The sequence below is a fragment of the Pseudomonas sp. KUIN-1 genome (assembly GCF_009176725.1).
Lineage (GTDB): Bacteria > Pseudomonadota > Gammaproteobacteria > Pseudomonadales > Pseudomonadaceae > Aquipseudomonas > Aquipseudomonas fragariae.
The window spans coordinates 22,988-39,312 of the sequence record NZ_AP020337.1; the positions used below are offsets into that span (position 1 = coordinate 22,988).

The window sequence follows — 16,325 nt, forward strand, 5'->3', positions numbered from 1 at the left end:
ACGACGGATCAGGCGTTGAGCTTGTGCTGCTTTTCGAGCTTCTTCTTGATCCGGTCACGCTTGAGGTTGGAAAGGTAATCGACGAACAGCTTGCCGTTCAGGTGATCGCATTCATGCTGGATACAGATGGCGAGCAGGCCCTCGGCAACCAGTTCATAAGGCTTGCCGTCACGGTCCAGCGCCTTGACGCGGACCTTTTGCGGACGGTCGACGTTCTCGTAGAAGCCCGGCACCGACAGGCAGCCTTCCTGATACTGATCCATTTCATCGGTCAGTTTTTCGATTTCAGGATTGATGAAGACCATCGGTTCGCTACGGTCTTCGCTCAGGTCCATGACGACCACGCGCTTGTGGACGTTGACCTGAGTCGCGGCCAGGCCAATACCTGGCGCTTCGTACATGGTTTCAAACATGTCGTCGACCAACTGGCGAATGCCGTCGTCTACCATCGCCACAGGTTTGGCGATGGTGCGCAGGCGCGAATCGGGAAATTCGAGGATGTTTAGAATGGCCATATACGTAAGAGCTGCACTGTTAAGGTAAAGTCAATGTTGGGTGCCGGGCCCGGGAGTTCAAGGCAGGCAGCCCAGGACAGGACTCTAGGGTTCGCGTGAGGCAACATGATAAAGGGATTCACCGCATGAGGAAATCACTACTCGCCCTGCTGCTGCTGACCGCCAGCGGTCTTGCGCAGGCGCAAGTGCAACTCAGGGAAGGCTATCCACAGAGCTACACCGTTGTCGCCGGGGACACACTCTGGGACATTTCCGGCAAGTTCTTGCGTGAACCGTGGAAATGGCGCGAGATCTGGCGGGCCAATCCGCAAGTCCATGATCCTGACCTGATCTACCCCGGTGACACTCTCGCGCTGACCTGGGTCGATGGTCAGCCGCGCGTGACGCTCAATCGGGGCCAGTCGCGTGGCACCATCAAATTGTCACCGCGGGTGCGCAGTACGCCGATGGTCGAGGCCATTCCGAGCATTCCGCTGGGCGCGATCAACGCCTTCCTGATCAACAATCGGATTGTCGACAGCGCCGAGCAGTTCGAAAAAGCCCCCTACATCGTTGCGGGCAACGCCGAGCGCGTGCTCAGTGGCAACGGTGATCGTGCCTATGCACGGGGCGCGCTGGACCCGGCGCACAGCGTCTATGGCATCTTCCGTCAGGGCAAGACCTACGTCGATCCCAAGACCCAGGAAGTGCTGGGGATCAATGCCGATGACGTCGGCAGCGCCGAGGTGGTTGCCACCGAGGGTGACGTCTCGACCCTGATTCTGCAGCGCTCCACACAGGAAGTGCGTCTGGGCGATCGTTTATTCAGCAGCGAAGAGCGGGCCATCAACTCGACGTTTCTGCCCAGCGCTCCGCAGGCGCCGATAGACGGTTTGATTCTGGATGTGCCACGCGGCGTCACCCAGGTCAGCGTGCTGGATGTGGTCACGCTCGACAAGGGCAAACGCGACGGCCTGACCGAGGGCAACGTGCTGGCGATCTACAAGACCAGCGAGACCGTGCGCGACCGGATCACCGGTGAACAGGTAAAGATCCCCGACGAACGGGCCGGCCTGCTGATGGTTTTCCGTACCTACGACAAGCTTAGTTACGCCTTGGTCCTGCAAGCCAACCGATCTTTGGCCATCATGGACAAGGTTCGCAACCCGTAGACGCATGTTTCAGATCTGACACGGAATTGTGCGACGAACCAGACACTTATCAAATTGTTGTCAACAGAGTTATCCACAGGTTTGTGCAGCCCTCAGGATGCACGATGGATCAGGGACGATCTCATGCCATTGTTCGAAAATGCCCCCTCTTCACCTGCAGAGCTGGAAGCGCGTTTGCGCATGCACCGCTTGCCCGAGATAGGGCCGAAACGCTTTTCCAGACTGATCGAAGCCTTCGGTTCGGCCTCGTCGGCGCTCAGTGCGCCGGCCAGCGCATGGCGTGCGCTGGGTATTCCTAGTGCCTGTGCCGAGGCGCGTCGTGACTCCTCCGTACGTGATGGCGCCAGTGCCGCATTGGCCTGGCTGGAGCGTCCGGCCCAGCATTTGCTGATGTGGGACGACCCTGGCTACCCCGCATTGCTGGCGCAGATCGCTGATCCACCGCCGCTGATCTTCATTGCCGGCGACCCTTCGATCCTGGAGCGTCCGCAGTTGGGAATGGTCGGCAGTCGTCGCGCTTCACGACCCGGGCTGGACACCGCCAGCGCTTTTGCGCGCAGCCTGGCGGCTGCCGGTTTTGTGATCACCAGTGGCCTGGCGCGGGGTATTGACGGCGCCGCGCATCAGGGCGCATTGGATGTCGGGGGGCTTACAATCGGCGTGCTTGGCACCGGGCTCGAAAAACTTTATCCACAGCAGCATCGCGCGCTCGCAGCGCAGATCGCGGCACAGGGCGGCGCAGTGATTTCCGAGTTCCCGCTGGACGCCGAACCGCAGGCCAGCAACTTCCCGCGACGTAACCGAATCATCAGCGGCCTGTCGCTGGGCATACTGGTGGTCGAGGCCAGTGTCGCCAGCGGCTCGTTGATTACCGCGCGACTGGCCGCCGAGCATGGACGAGAGGTGTATGCGATACCTGGCTCGATTCATCACCCTGGCGCCAAGGGCTGTCATCAGTTGATACGTGACGGCGCGACACTGGTCGAGACCGTCGAGCACATTCTTGAAGGCTTGCAGCACTGGAAACGTGTTACGCCCGACATCGATCCTGTCACGCCGGCGAAGCCTGCCCCTTGCGATCATCCTTTATTGGCGCTGCTGCACGCCGCACCGCACACCAGCGAGGGGCTGTCGGTGTCATGCGGTTGGCCATTGCCCAAGGTATTGGCTGGCCTGACCGAGCTGGAACTGGACGGACGCATAAGCTGTGAAGCAGGACGATGGTTCGCCAGAGCGCCCTGAGGTTAAACTGCCGCCAGGATTCAGTGGAGAGACAAACAATGGTCAGCAGTTGGCGAGTGCAACAAGCCGCTCAGGATATTCGAGCCGGTGCGGTGATTGCCTACCCGACCGAGGCAGTCTGGGGGCTGGGGTGCGATCCGTGGGATGAAGAAGCGGTCTATCGTCTGCTGGCGATCAAGTCACGGCCGGTGGAAAAAGGCCTGATCCTGATTGCCGACAACATTCGCCAGTTCGACTTCCTGTTCGAAGACTTCCCCGAATTGTGGCTCGACCGCATGGCCAGCACCTGGCCTGGGCCCAACACCTGGCTGGTACCGCATCAGAACCTGCTGCCCGAGTGGATCACCGGCATTCACGAAACTGTGGCGCTGCGTGTTACCGATCACCCGACCGTGCGTGAACTGTGCGCGCTGGTCGGTCCGTTGATCTCCACTTCGGCCAACCCTGCGGGTCGCCCGGCTGCGCGTTCGAGATTGCGCGTCGAGCAGTACTTCCGTGGGCAGATCGACGGGGTTCTCGGCGGCAGCCTGGGCGGGCGTCGAAACCCCAGCGTGATACGTGACATCGCCACCGCGCAGATCGTGCGCGCCGGCTGACGCTGGCGCACACAGCGCGGGTTCAGTGGTAGACGATCAAGGGATCAGAATGGTCGAGCCAGTGGTGCGCCGGGCCGACAGCTCGGTCTGCGCCCTGGCGGCGTCCTTCAGGGCGTACTGCTGAATGCCGTCGACCTTGAGCTTGCCGCTGGCGAGCATGTCGAACAGCTCGTCAGCCATGGCCTGCAGGTTCTGCGCATTGTTGGCGTAAGAGCCCAGCGTCGGGCGGGTGACATACACCGAACCCTTTTGCGCCAGAATCCCGAGATTCACGCCCGAGACCGGCCCGGAGGCATTGCCGAAGCTCACCACCAGCCCGCGTGGTGCCACACAGTCAAGTGACGTCAGCCAGGTGTCCTGGCCTACCCCGTCGTAGACCACCGGGCATTTCTTGCCGTCGGTCAGTTCCAGCACGCGGCTGGCGACATCTTCGTGGCTGTAATCGATGGTTTCCCAGGCTCCAAGCGCCTTGGCGTGAGCGGCCTTCTCCGGCGAACTGACCGTGCCGATCAGTTTGCCGCCCAGGGCCTTGACCCATTGACAGGCCAGCGAGCCCACCCCGCCTGCGGCGGCATGAAACAGAATGATCTCGCCCGGCTTCACCTGATAGGTCTGACGCAGCAGATACTGCACCGTCAGGCCCTTGAGCATCAGGGCTGCGGCCTGCTCGAAACTGATCGAGTCCGCCAGCTTGACCAGATTCGCTTCAGGCAGCACGTGCACTTCGCTGTACGCCCCCAGCGGCCCGGTGCCGTAAGCGACACGATCACCGACCTTGAAGCGCGTCACCTCGGCCCCCACCGCCTCGACCACCCCCGCCCCTTCTGCACCGAGGCCGGAAGGCAGCGACGGCGCCGGATACAGCCCGCTGCGGTAATAGGTATCGATGAAATTCAGGCCAATGGCCTTGTTACGCACCACCACCGCCTGCGGCCCCGGAGCCTGCGGCTCGAAATCGACATATTCAAGAACCTCGGGTCCTCCGACAGTGCTGAACTGGATACGCTTTGCCATGTGCTCTCTCCTTGATGGTTAAAACAAGCTGCGAAAGCCCCCATCGGACTCCTTCCCCGGACCTTCGTCAACTGCCAGCCCGCGCCGCCGATGGTATGCTACGCGCCAATTTGCCTGCGCCTCTTTTGCTGCGGGGGCTCAGCCGTTTGACGTCAGCCGTAAGGGATCCTCATGAGTACCCGTACCGAGGCCGTAAAAGCCTACCTGCTCGACCTGCAAGACCGTATCTGCACTGCGCTTGAACAGGAAGATGGCAGCGCACACTTCATGGAAGATGCCTGGACGCGTCCGGCGGGCGGCGGTGGTCGCACGCGGGTGATCGAGAATGGCACGGTCATCGAGAAAGGCGGTGTCAATTTTTCCCATGTTTTCGGCAGCAATCTGCCGCCGTCTGCCAGCGCTCATCGGCCTGAACTGGCCGGGCGTGGTTTCGAGGCGCTGGGCGTTTCGCTGGTGATCCATCCGCACAACCCGCATGTGCCGACGTCCCACGCCAACGTGCGCTTCTTCATTGCCGAGAAAGAAGGTGAAGAGGCCGTCTGGTGGTTCGGTGGCGGTTTCGACCTGACGCCCTATTACGGCGTCGAGGAAGACTGCGTGCACTGGCACCGGGTTGCCGAGCGCGCCTGTGCGCCCTTCGGCGACGATGTCTACCCGCGCTACAAGGCCTGGTGCGACAGTTACTTCCACCTCAAGCATCGCGATGAACCGCGCGGCATCGGTGGTCTGTTTTTCGATGACGTGAACCAGTGGGATTTCGACACCAGCTTCGCCTTCATCCGCGCCATCGGTGATGCGTTCATCAATGCCTATCTGCCGATCGTGCGGCGGCGCAAGGCGGCGGCCTATACCGTGCAGCAGCGTGAGTTTCAGGAATTCCGTCGTGGTCGCTACGTCGAGTTCAACCTGGTGTATGACCGCGGCACGTTGTTCGGTCTGCAATCGGGTGGGCGTACCGAATCGATCCTCATGTCGCTGCCGCCGCAAGTGCGCTGGGGTTATGACTGGAAGGCCGCGCCGGGCAGCGAAGAAGCGCGTCTGACCGAATACTTCCTGACCGACCGCGACTGGCTGGCGGAAAACTGATGGACCGGTACGTCGTCTTCGGTAATCCCATCGGCCACAGCAAGTCGCCGTTGATTCATCGCTTGTTTGCCGAGCAAACCGGGCAAACGCTGGATTACCAAACCTCGCTGGCACCGCTGGACGATTTCACCGCGTTTGCCCAGGCGTTTTTCCAGGCCGGGCGTGGCGCCAACGTCACGGTGCCGTTCAAGGAACAAGCCTGGCGCCTGGCCGACAGCCTGACCCAACGTGCGCAGCGCGCCGGGGCGGTCAACACCCTGAGCAAGCTCGACGACGGAACTCTGCTGGGTGATAACACTGACGGTGCGGGGCTGGTACGTGATCTGACGGTCAATTGCGCGCGCAGCCTGCGTGGTCAGCGCATTCTGTTGCTGGGCGCAGGCGGTGCGGTGCGTGGCGCGCTGGAGCCGTTGCTTGCGCAACAGCCCGCTGCGTTGGTGATCGCCAATCGTACGGTCGAGAAAGCCGAGCGGCTGGCGCAGGAGTTCGCCGACCTCGGGCCGGTATTCGCCAGCAGCTTTGACTGGCTTGAAGAGTCGGTGGACGTGATCATCAACGCCACCTCCGCCAGCCTGGCCGGAGAGCTGCCACCGATTGCGCCCAGCCTGATCCAGCCGGGAGTGACCTTCTGCTATGACATGATGTACAGCAACGAGCCTACTGCTTTTTGCCGTTGGGCCACCGAGCACGGCGCGGCGCGGGCGGTGGATGGTCTGGGCATGCTGGTCGAGCAGGCCGCAGAAGCCTTTCTGCTGTGGCGCGGTGTGCGTCCGGAGTCGACTCCGGTGCTGGCGGAGTTGCGCAGATTGCTGGCTGCGGGTTGATCGGCTATCTGCGAACTATCGTGCCAATGCTCCGAGTTATACACAAGTCCGCTTTTGATTCTGGCCGAAGGCCGTGGAAGCGAACCGGGCGACGCTTCGCTCCCACGCCCTTCGGGCAGAAGCCAAATCTACGGGCTTATCGGGACCTTTGTAGAACGCAGAGCGTCGCGACGATGAGTTACAGCTCAATCCTCAAACAGAATCGGGCACTTCTCCGCGCCTTCCAGCTTGTGCAGCTCTTCGATCACTTGCGGCCTGGCATTGCGCAGGACCAGCACTCTGCCCTGCCGGCCCAGACGTCGGGCCTCCTGATGAAGCATCTCCACGCCTGAGTAATCGATGAAGTTGATCTGCTGCGCATCGATCACCACTCGCACACCTTCGGTACGTTGCAGGCGGGTTTGCAGGTAGTGGCTGGCGCCGAAGAAGATCGATCCGCCGACCCGCAGGACCTCCTCGTCGCCCTCGCGCCATTGCTGGACGCGCGGTTGCGAGGTGCGCTTGAGGTAGAAAAACAGCGAGGCAAGTACACCGGCGTAGATCGCGGTTTGCAGCTCCAGCAGCAAGGTGGCCAGACAGGTCAGCGCCATCACGAAAAACTCGGCGCGGCTGACGCGGAACAGCGCCCGAATGCCTCGACGATCCACCAGCCCCCAACAGATCAGCAGAATTGAGGCGGCCATGGCCGGGATCGGAATGTGCGATATCAACGAGGCACCGGCGACCGCGAACAATGCCACCCACAACGCAGAAAACACACCCGCCAGCGGCGAGCGCGCACCAGCCTCGTAACTCAATGCCGCCCGGGTAAAAGACCCGGCTGACAGGTAGCCGGAGAACAGCGAGCCGACCATGTTCGACAGCCCCTGGGCACGCACTTCCTGATTGGCATTGAGCATCTGCTGCGAACGAGCCGACAGCGAGCGGGCAATCGACAGGCTGTTGACCAGCCCGAGCATGCCCACCGCCACGGCGGTCGGCAGCAGCTTGAGGATCAGTTCGAGGTCCAGCGGCAACGGGCTGAAGGGCGGCAGATGGCCGACGAAGGCGCTGACCACACGGACATGGCCGAACATCGCTGGCCACAGCCACACCAGCAGGCTGCTCGACACCAGGGCGATCAACAGCGTCGGCCAGCGAGGCACCAGAAGCTTGAGTCCGATGCCCAGCGCCAGGGTTAACAGGCCGAGCACCAGCGAAGACAGATCGACTTCACGCCAATGCTCGAGCACGGCGGTCAGGCTTTTTAGCGCGGTGGTCTGACTTGGCAGATCGATGCCCAGCAGATTGGGCATCTGCCCCAGCGCAATCACCACCGCAGCGCCCAGCGTGAAGCCCAGCACTACCGAATGCGAAACGAAATTGACCAGCGCACCGAAGCGCATCATCCCCAGCAACAGCTGAAACACACCGGCGATGAAGGTCAGCAGCAGGATCAACATGATGTAGTCCTGACTGGCCGGGACGGCGAGCGGGCTGACGCTGGCGTATAGCACGATGGATATAGCCGCGGTCGGCCCACAGATCAGGTGCCAGGACGAACCCCACAGACAGGCAATGAGGACTGGAACAATCGCAGCGTACAGACCGTATTCAGGCGGCAGCCCGGCGATCAGTGCGTAAGCGATGGATTGCGGCAGCGCCAGAATGGCGCCACTCAGGCCCACCAGCGCATCACGCCCGACGCTGGCGCGATTCTGCTGCGGCAGCCAGGCGAGAAAGGGTAGAAATTTATGGCGATTGAGCCAGCGCATCGGTCCCTCATGTTGGATGGGTCACTGCATCACGACGTCAGACCGTTTCTGCCCGGAGCCGCGAGCGAACGGTAGTTCATGGCGTAGCATTTCGAGGTGGCGACGTTTGTATCTGACCCGGTTCCAGCACCTCTGAGCATGCAGATAACATAGTGTTTCTTGTTCTTGAGGGTCACTACCGGACCAATGTCTGCCACGTACGAAGAAACGACCGTTGCTCCTGCGTTGAGCATCTCTTCCATAGAGACATTGACGGCCTCCAGCTTGGTCGGATATTCCAGCGCGTTTCCAGGCACTTTGGCGCTGGTTTCTGGTGGCCAGCTACCCGCAGAGGCAAAGGATGCGCTCAGAATCAGGGCCAGCGAGAGGGGTATAAGTGACCTTTTCATACTGTTCTCCAGAGTTAGCGGATAGGCCGCACGGCAGTCTAGTGGTTTGTCCCCGTTCGTTGGTTCCTTATTGCTATTCCAGAATGACGCTTCGGAGCGCTAATAATTGCTGAAAAACCGGCGCAGTGGAAACTCCTGACGCCGGGTCACTACTTAGTTTAGTGTCGAGGCCTACAATTTCGCCTTCACCGCTGCCAGCCCGTCCTTGCCATCAACCGTCTTCACGCCCTCCAGCCACTTTTCCAGCACCGCCGGGTTGGCCTTGATCCAGGCCTTTGCCGCCTCGCTGTTGCTGACCTTCTTGTTGACCACCTCGGCCATGATGCTGTTTTCCATGTCCAGGGTGAAGCTCAGATTGGTCAGCAGCTTGCCGACGTTCGGGCAGGCTTGAGCATAACCTTTGCGGGTCAGTGTAAAGACCGAGCCGGTGTCACCAAAGTATTTCTCGCCGCCCTTGAGGTAGTGCATGCCCTTGATCTGCACGTTCATCGGGTGCGGCGTCCAGCCGAGGAACACCACAAAGGCCTTTTTCTTCACGTTGCGATTGACCTCGGCCAGCATCGCGGTCTCGCTGGATTCCACCAGCTTCCATTTGCCCAGATCGAATTCGTTCTTCTTGATGATCTCCTGCAAAGACAGGTTGGCAGGCGCGCCAGAACCGATGCCATAGATCTTCTTGTCGAACTTGTCAGCAAATTTGCTCAGGTCGGCAAAGTCATGCACACCGGCATCCCAGACGTAATCCGGCACGGCCAGGGTGAATTCGGTGCCCTCCAGGTTCTTCGCCAGTTGCGTCACATCGCCGATGGCCACGAACTTGTCGTAGAAGCCCTGCTGCGCCGGCATCCAGTTGCCCAGAAACACATCCAGCTTGCCGTCTTTCAAACCGCCATAGGCGATCGGCACGGCCAGGGTATCGACCTTGGGCTTGTAGCCCAGACCTTCGAGTACCACGCTGGTAATGGCGTTGGTGGCCGCAATGTCACTCCAGCCGGGATCGGCCATCTTCACGGTGCTGCAACTGGCGTCCTCTGCCTGTGCTGCAAGGCTGCCGAGGGTCATGACCGCGACCGCAACGGCTGTGGATAACTTCTTCATTGATGTACCCCTTTGGTTTTTTTGGTGTGGGCAGGGTCAAGGTTGCGGATAACGTGCCTTGCGCTCCAGATCGTCCAGATCAATGTGGTTGCGCATGTACTGCTGACTGGCGTCGACCAGTGGCTGGTGATCCCAACTCTTCAGCTTGCCGGTTGCCAGCGATTTGGCGACGAAGCGCCTTCTGCGCTGGCTGGCGAGCACCTGTTGGTGTATCGCCGGGATGTCCCACTTGGCCCGAGCTTCGGCCAGGAAGTCAGTGAACAGCTTTTCATGGGCGGGTGACTGGCTCAGGTCCTTCTGCTCTTTCGGGTCCTTTTTCACATCGAACAGCAGGCACGGGTCCTGTTCCGAATAGATGAATTTGTACGCGCCACGGCGGATCATCATCAGCGGGCTGGTGGTACCTTCGGCCATGTACTCACCGAACACCTCATCGTGCCCGCCCTTGCGTTTCAAATGCGGCATCAGCGAGCGTCCGTCCAATGGCAAACCGGCGTCCAGTTTGCCTTTGGCCATTTCGACGAAGGTCGGCAGCAAGTCGGCAGTCGACACCGACGCACTGACCCTTCCCGGTTTGAACTGGCCCGGCGCGTACACCACCAGCGGCACGCGCGCGGCCATTTCGAACCAGTGCATTTTGTACCAGAGGCCCTTTTCGCCCAGCATGTCGCCGTGATCGCCGGAGAACACCACGATGGTGTCTTCCGCCAACCCGACTTCATCGAGCGTCTGCATCAGCTTGCCGACGTTGAGGTCGATGTAGCTGCACGCACCGAAGTAGGCGCGGCGAGCATCACGAATCTTGTTGGTCGGCATGGGCTTGTCCCACAGGTCATAGACCTTGAGCAGCCGTTGTGAATGCGGGTCCAGCGCGGCCTGATTGGCGTGCGGCGTGGGCATCGGTATTTCGTCGTCGGCGTACAGGTCCCAGAACGGCAGAGGGATGGTGTACGGATCATGAGGGTGAGTCATGGAAACGGTCAGGCAGAACGGCGCATCACCGTCCTGTCGCACATGGTCGTAGAGGTATTGCTGGGCCTTGAACAGCACCTCTTCATCGAAGTCCAGCTGGTTGGTGCGAATGCACGGACCGGCCTGCAACACCGATGACATGTTGTGATACCAGCTTGGCCGCACGTCCGGCTCGTCCCAGTTGACCGACCAGCCGTAGTCGGCCGGGTAAATGTCACTGGTCAGGCGTTCTTCGTAGCCATGCAACTGGTCCGGTCCGCAGAAATGCATCTTGCCTGCGAGGGCGGTCTTGTAGCCCAGCGCACGCAGGTAGTGGGCATAGGTCGGAATATCGGCCGGGAAGTCGGCTGCGTTGTCGTACGCGCCGATCCTGCTTGGCAACTGGCCGCTGACCAGGGTGAAGCGCGACGGCGCGCATAGCGGGCTGTTGCAGTACGCCGAATCGAACACTACGCCGTCGGCGGCGAGACGGCTCAGGTTCGGCATCAGAATCGGGGACCGGGCGTAAAACGGCAACATTGGCGCGGCCATTTGATCGGCCATGATGAACAGAATATTTTTGCGCTTCATGTAATCGCTATATCCATTGTGAAAAGTTATGCGAAAGTGCCGGGTATGAGGATGGAGTCCATAAGTTTCAGGGTAAAGCCCCTACACAGCAATGCCTAGGATAAGCCCAGCTAATGTTTGAATCTTTCGGCGATGTGTCACTCGACCTGCTGCGTGCCTTTGAGGTCGCGGCGCGCTTACGCAGCTTCACCGCGGCAGCCCTCGAACTGGGCACGACACAGCCCGCTGTCAGCCAGCAGATCAAGCGCCTCGAAGAGCAACTCGCTACCCGTCTGTTTGACCGCATCTACCGTGGTATCGAATTGACCGACGCCGGTGAAGTGTTGTTCAGCCATGTGCAGGCCGGGCTGCAATCCATCGACAGCGGAGTGATAGCCATCACCGAACACCACCAGCACGAAGTGCTTCAAGTGGCGACCGACTTCGCCTTCGCCGCCTACTGGCTGATGCCGCGTCTGCACCGCTTCCACAAGGTCAACCCGGACGTGGATGTCAGCCTGGTCACCAGCGAGCGTACCCACAGCATGTTACGCGCCGATATCGACGTTGCCGTGCTGTTCGGTGACGGGCGCTTCAAACAGGGAGAAAGCCACTGGCTGTTCAGCGAAGAAGTCTTCCCGGTGTGCAGTCCGCAATTGCTCGCCGGGCGCCAGACGCCGCTGCCCACCGATGCGCTGCGCGACTTTCCGCTCCTGCACCTGCGTGGCGAAAGCATCAACCACTGGTTCGACTGGGCGGGCGTATTTCGCGCACTGGACATCCCCCAAGCCCCGGCGCCCGGTCAACTGCGCTTCGACAACTACACCCTGCTGATCCAGGCGGCCATCGGCGGACAAGGCATCGCCATCGGCTGGAAGCACCTGGTCGACGATCTGCTCGATCAAGGCCTGCTCTGCCGCCCTATCGCCGGCGCGGCGATTTCCGGTCAGGGCTATTACGTGGTCCTGCCCCAGCGCAAACGCCGCGTGCAGATCGTTCAGCAGTTCGTGGACTGGCTGGCCAGCGAGCAGGCGTTGAGCGGGGTTTCGCTGACGGGCAGGCCATTGCCGTCGATTGCGGTTTAGGGAGGCGGTGTTCAAGGTTGAATTAAATATAAGTTCGAAGCAATTAGTGGTTAGATAGGAAATTTCTTACAAGTTTTACGGAAGTAAGCGGGTTTACTTTTGTTCTCATATAGTATTACTTAGGTTGTGTATTAGATGGCGGCTGCATCTGGAATGACTTTAAGTTATGGCTTTCTCAAATAGACGTGTGTGACGCGATTTGATAGTTTCAATCATCATGGATCTTGCTTAAAAGCGCATAAAGCGAGTATTTGAGATTTAACTTATAGATCAGTTTAAGTGCTCCTAAATAGAGCGCTTTGCCCATGCCGTATCAATACTGACCAGTTTACGGCATGCAGCGAGTGATCATAGGCCCAAAAATCTATATCAAATCAATAAGGCTGTAGAAGGCTGCTATGAGCTTTGCTTTTTACTATTTAAGATAATGGATGGATTTAACGTGCTTGGAAAAAAGAAAAACAATATTATGAAAGTTTTGCTGTTTGGCGCGCTATTGGGAAGTCAGCTTGGACATTCTGAAGAGTTAGAGTCTACGCCGTATGATTTAGCACCGAAGAAAAATCGTGGGCTGGTTTCTAATGCGGTTGACAGCGTTGACCCTTGGTCCGGGAATCTCAAAGTCAGTCATATTGATTTAAGTATTCCTGGGACGGCAGGCATGGATATCAATATTCATCGAAGCTACGACCTACAGCGTTTAACCGCCGGGCTTGCTGCGCCTTATAGGCAAAGTACGGAATGGACCGCTTTAGGACCCGGTTGGACAATCGCGGCAGCGCCGAAGATTTATCATGCCACCAATTATCATCTTCGTGATCGTAGCGGGACACCTAACTATTACATGAACTCAACTTTTCAGTTGTGTCACAATCAAGGGGAACGTCCCAGTGCCCGATTTAATTTAAGACTTCCGGATGGTAGTAGCGAAAAATTTTATCGTGTTGCACCTTATGAAGACAGAACCAAATCAAATTGGCGTTTACGTTGCGATTCAATGGTGCTTACGCTAACGTCACCATCTGGAATTAGGTATGACATGGGGCGTGCCGATGTAGATATGAAATTTAGTGCTTCAGTTACATCGTTTCCTAACGAAGATCCAGATTTTACAGAATCTATTTTTCTGACAAAAAAGGCAACTGACCTTAATGGTAACTGGATTGCTTACGACTATACTCAATTTGGCCCCCCTTTAAGCGTTCCAATTTCAGGGAGTGTTTATATTGACCACTGTCTTCAAGCCAACCTTGAAGACGCCGCCAACTGCGAAAAATCCGATATGCTTTTATCTAGGATAACGTCCAGTGACGGCAGAGCTGTTGATTTTAATTACGACCCTGCGACAGGCCGCCTTCTTTCGCTGGTCGATAATAATCAGCGCATGGTTCAGTATGGATATACCGCGAAAGACCATCTGAACTCTCAGGCCCTGGCTCAGGTAACTGGACCTACTGGAGAAGTCTGGAAGTATGCCTATCACCCTGGAGAATGGTTTCAGATAGTAGTTTCCAATGAAAGTTATGCGAATGATCAAAGAGCCGCCGCTCGCAAACTTATATCGATTGAGCAGCCCAACGGTGGAAAAACGACATATGAATACTCATATGTGGATCTAGAAGGCCGTCTTGGTGGACGCTTTGTCTGGTCGCGTTTCGAGCGTATAAGCCGCAAAATTGATGCAGCCGGAAATCACTGGGCTTATGCTTATAATCGTGGAAATATTGGACAATACGATAGTACAGTTATCACCGGGCCGGATGGCACAACCATCCATGAGTTCATTGGCCCTGGATACAGTATTGCTACAGATGGAAACACTATAAATAATACCGTGTGGAGTATAGGAAGTCCGGTTAAAATTACCCGCCCGGACGGGAGTTATGAAACATACAAGTGGCAGCAACGGTTTATTTCACATGGAAGAGAATATGTGTTTGAACTCGGTGTAGTCACGGACGATACAATCTGGGCAGCTGACCTTCAAGAGCGAACTTTTGTCCGTGATGGCGCAACCTACAGTAGTCACTACTCTAACTACGATGCTTATGGCAATCCTGGAATACTGACTGAAACAGGTCCTAATAGTGATGGTCGAACTACCACGCTGACTTGGTATAATAATACTGATAAATGGATAATAGGTCGCCCTATAGATCAGATGTCACCTGATAGTTCTGTACATCGTATCTACGATGAGAACGGTAAGCTAATCAATTACAATCGCGATGGTGTTGCGACTGCGTATACCTACGCGCAAGGTAATCAAGCGACGCAAATTCGCCCGGGTGATCGTCATTACAGCTACATGAATTATAAACTCGGTACTCCGCAAACTGAGGTTCAGCCAGAGGGTATTACTATTTCGCGTGCAGTCGACGACGCTGGCAATGTTACCTCTGAGACCAACGGTGAAGGCCACACAACGCACTACGAATACGACAGGTTGAACCGCGTAACCTCTATCACTCCGCCGCAAGGCGCTGGTCAAAAAATAATATACACACCCACCAGCAAGACAAATCTGCGCGGCAATCTGTCCGAGATAACTCAATATGATCTGTCTGGTCGTGTCTCCAGTATTGTTAGAGGTGATATAACAACCACCTATGCGTACGATGCCTATGGCCGCGTAACGTTTACTTCAGACCCTAACTCAAGTATGGGAACCAGTTATCAGTATGATGCGCTGGGTCGCGTCATTCGGATCACCCATGCGGACGGTACCTACCAGAGCACTGCCTACGGTTTTGCCCACAAAGTCATAACTGACGAACGAGGCAATTCCACTACTTATAACTATCGTGGCTATGGCGACCCCGAAAAATTGTCTCTGATGTCATTTCAGCCGTCGAATCCGACAGCCAGTATAACCTTGACTCGAAATGGTCGCGAACAAGTGACGTCGGTTACACAAGGCAATTTCACACGCCATTACGGCTATAACGCAAATGGTTATTTGATCTCGGTCAGCAATCCCGAAACTGGAGACACCGTCTACGGTCGAGACATTGCAGGCAATATGACTTCAAAGCAGGTGGGGCAGTCAGATATTACAACGTACACATACGACGGGCAGAATCGACAAACTGCAATCGATTATGCGCAAGGCACTCCCGCTATCAAAAATACTTATGATAAACAAAATAATCTGCTAATAGCGGGCAGCAGTACGGGTATTCGAAGCTTTACATACAACCCTGCAGGGTTCGTCATAACGGAAAGCCTTTCTATTGAAGGTAAGCTGTTTGAGCTTTCTTATGGCTACGATGAAAATGATCGGCTGAAAAGCCTCACTTATAATCCGTCTGGTCGCATAGTTGAATATGCGCCAGACGTATTAGGCAGGCCCACAATGGTATCGGGCTACGTTAGCAATATTGCTTATTGGCCGAACGGTATGATTAAACAGGTCATCTATGCCAACGGTGCGGCGGTCAGTTACGAACAAAATAGTCGTCTCTGGCCAGCTTCTTTCAACATTACCTCACCCGCTGGAGTCGATTACCTGAAAAGCATGTACGACTATGATGGTGCGGGTAACTTGTTGACCATCAGGGACGGTGTGGACAACAGCATGGACCGTACCCTTGCTTACGACAGCCTTGATCGTTTGGTGAGTGCCGATGGTTTCTGGGGGGTAGGAACCCTCGCCTACGACGGTGTAGGAAACTTGACCCAAAAAACGTTTGGCGATTCAAGCCTGAACTATAACTACGATATACAAAACCGCCTGACTTCTGTCGATGGACAGCGCATTGATAGTATAAACTACGATGCTTATGGCAACGTCAGCAGTAGTGCTGACAACGCTTACCTTTACAATAATGTTCCCAATCTTGTATGCGTTAACTGCGAGAGTCCCGACAAAAAAGTTGAATATCAGTACGATGGTTTGAATCAACGCAGTTCCGTCAGTTCTGCGGGCAACAAAATATACGAGATGCAAGATGCCGATGGAAGGTTACGGATGGAACTCGAGGGAGACAAGCTAACCGAGTATTTCTATTTGGGTGACCAGCGCATTGCACAGCAGGTAAGCCCATGATC

Annotated in this window: 13 protein-coding genes; 7 read left to right on the top strand and 6 right to left on the bottom strand. The window is 57.0% G+C overall.

Annotation, left to right across the window (positions count from 1 at the left end; translation table 11 throughout):
- Positions 1–8: 8 nt before the first annotated feature.
- The gene (gene def, locus KUIN1_RS00100) at positions 9–515 is read right to left on the bottom strand and encodes a peptide deformylase (protein ID WP_003401459.1); all 507 of its coding nucleotides are present in this window, start codon (positions 513–515) and stop codon (positions 9–11) included.
- Between the two features lie 125 nt (positions 516–640).
- Between def and KUIN1_RS00105 the strand changes: the two genes are divergently transcribed.
- The 3 genes from KUIN1_RS00105 (at position 641) to KUIN1_RS00115 (ending at position 3,504) form a co-directional block, all read left to right on the top strand.
- A complete protein-coding gene (locus KUIN1_RS00105) occupies positions 641–1,666 on the top strand; it encodes a LysM peptidoglycan-binding domain-containing protein (protein WP_003401462.1) in 1,026 nt (341 codons plus the stop codon).
- A 123-nt stretch (positions 1,667–1,789) separates the two neighbouring features.
- Positions 1,790–2,908, top strand: a complete 1,119-nt coding sequence (dprA, locus tag KUIN1_RS00110) for a DNA-processing protein DprA (protein WP_024641174.1) — start codon at positions 1,790–1,792, stop codon at positions 2,906–2,908.
- A 38-nt stretch (positions 2,909–2,946) separates the two neighbouring features.
- Entirely contained in the window at positions 2,947–3,504 is a 558-nt protein-coding gene (locus KUIN1_RS00115) for an L-threonylcarbamoyladenylate synthase (protein WP_003340101.1), read from the top strand.
- A 36-nt stretch (positions 3,505–3,540) separates the two neighbouring features.
- On the opposite strand, the gene KUIN1_RS00120 is transcribed toward KUIN1_RS00115, so the two are convergent.
- Positions 3,541–4,518 carry an NADPH:quinone reductase gene (locus KUIN1_RS00120; RefSeq protein WP_103713003.1) on the bottom strand — a complete coding sequence of 326 codons (978 nt, stop codon included), beginning with the start codon at positions 4,516–4,518 and terminating at the stop codon, positions 3,541–3,543.
- A 171-nt stretch (positions 4,519–4,689) separates the two neighbouring features.
- On the opposite strand from KUIN1_RS00120, the gene hemF reads away from it, so the two are divergent.
- Positions 4,690–5,604, top strand: coding sequence for an oxygen-dependent coproporphyrinogen oxidase (gene hemF / locus KUIN1_RS00125; protein ID WP_003421541.1), 915 nt, complete (start codon positions 4,690–4,692; stop codon positions 5,602–5,604).
- Positions 5,604–6,428, top strand: coding sequence for a shikimate dehydrogenase (gene aroE / locus KUIN1_RS00130; RefSeq protein ID WP_152091755.1), 825 nt, complete (start codon positions 5,604–5,606; stop codon positions 6,426–6,428). Before hemF ends, aroE begins: the two co-directional genes overlap by 1 nt.
- A gap of 185 nt (positions 6,429–6,613) precedes the next feature.
- Here aroE and KUIN1_RS00135 read toward each other — a convergent pair whose 3' ends face one another.
- The 4 genes from KUIN1_RS00135 to betC all read right to left on the bottom strand — a co-directional run bounded on the left by KUIN1_RS00135 (position 6,614) and on the right by betC (position 11,211).
- Entirely contained in the window at positions 6,614–8,182 is a 1,569-nt protein-coding gene (locus tag KUIN1_RS00135; protein WP_024651201.1) for a SulP family inorganic anion transporter, read from the bottom strand.
- Positions 8,183–8,211: 29 nt separating this feature from the next.
- Positions 8,212–8,571, bottom strand: a complete 360-nt coding sequence (locus KUIN1_RS00140) for a hypothetical protein (RefSeq protein WP_152091756.1) — start codon at positions 8,569–8,571, stop codon at positions 8,212–8,214.
- Positions 8,572–8,742: 171 nt separating this feature from the next.
- Positions 8,743–9,669: a choline ABC transporter substrate-binding protein gene (locus tag KUIN1_RS00145; RefSeq protein ID WP_152091757.1), complete on the bottom strand. Its 927-nt coding sequence runs from the start codon at positions 9,667–9,669 to the stop codon at positions 8,743–8,745.
- A 36-nt stretch (positions 9,670–9,705) separates the two neighbouring features.
- The gene (gene betC, locus KUIN1_RS00150) at positions 9,706–11,211 is read right to left on the bottom strand and encodes a choline-sulfatase (protein ID WP_152091758.1); all 1,506 of its coding nucleotides are present in this window, start codon (positions 11,209–11,211) and stop codon (positions 9,706–9,708) included.
- 113 nt (positions 11,212–11,324) lie between these two features.
- On the opposite strand from betC, the gene KUIN1_RS00155 reads away from it, so the two are divergent.
- Together KUIN1_RS00155 and KUIN1_RS27850 are read left to right on the top strand one after the other, a co-directional pair.
- Positions 11,325–12,275: a choline sulfate utilization transcriptional regulator gene (locus KUIN1_RS00155; RefSeq protein WP_152091759.1), complete on the top strand. Its 951-nt coding sequence runs from the start codon at positions 11,325–11,327 to the stop codon at positions 12,273–12,275.
- A 442-nt stretch (positions 12,276–12,717) separates the two neighbouring features.
- Positions 12,718–16,323, top strand: a complete 3,606-nt coding sequence (locus KUIN1_RS27850) for a hypothetical protein (protein ID WP_232060006.1) — start codon at positions 12,718–12,720, stop codon at positions 16,321–16,323.
- The last annotated feature ends 2 nt before the right edge of the window (positions 16,324–16,325 follow it).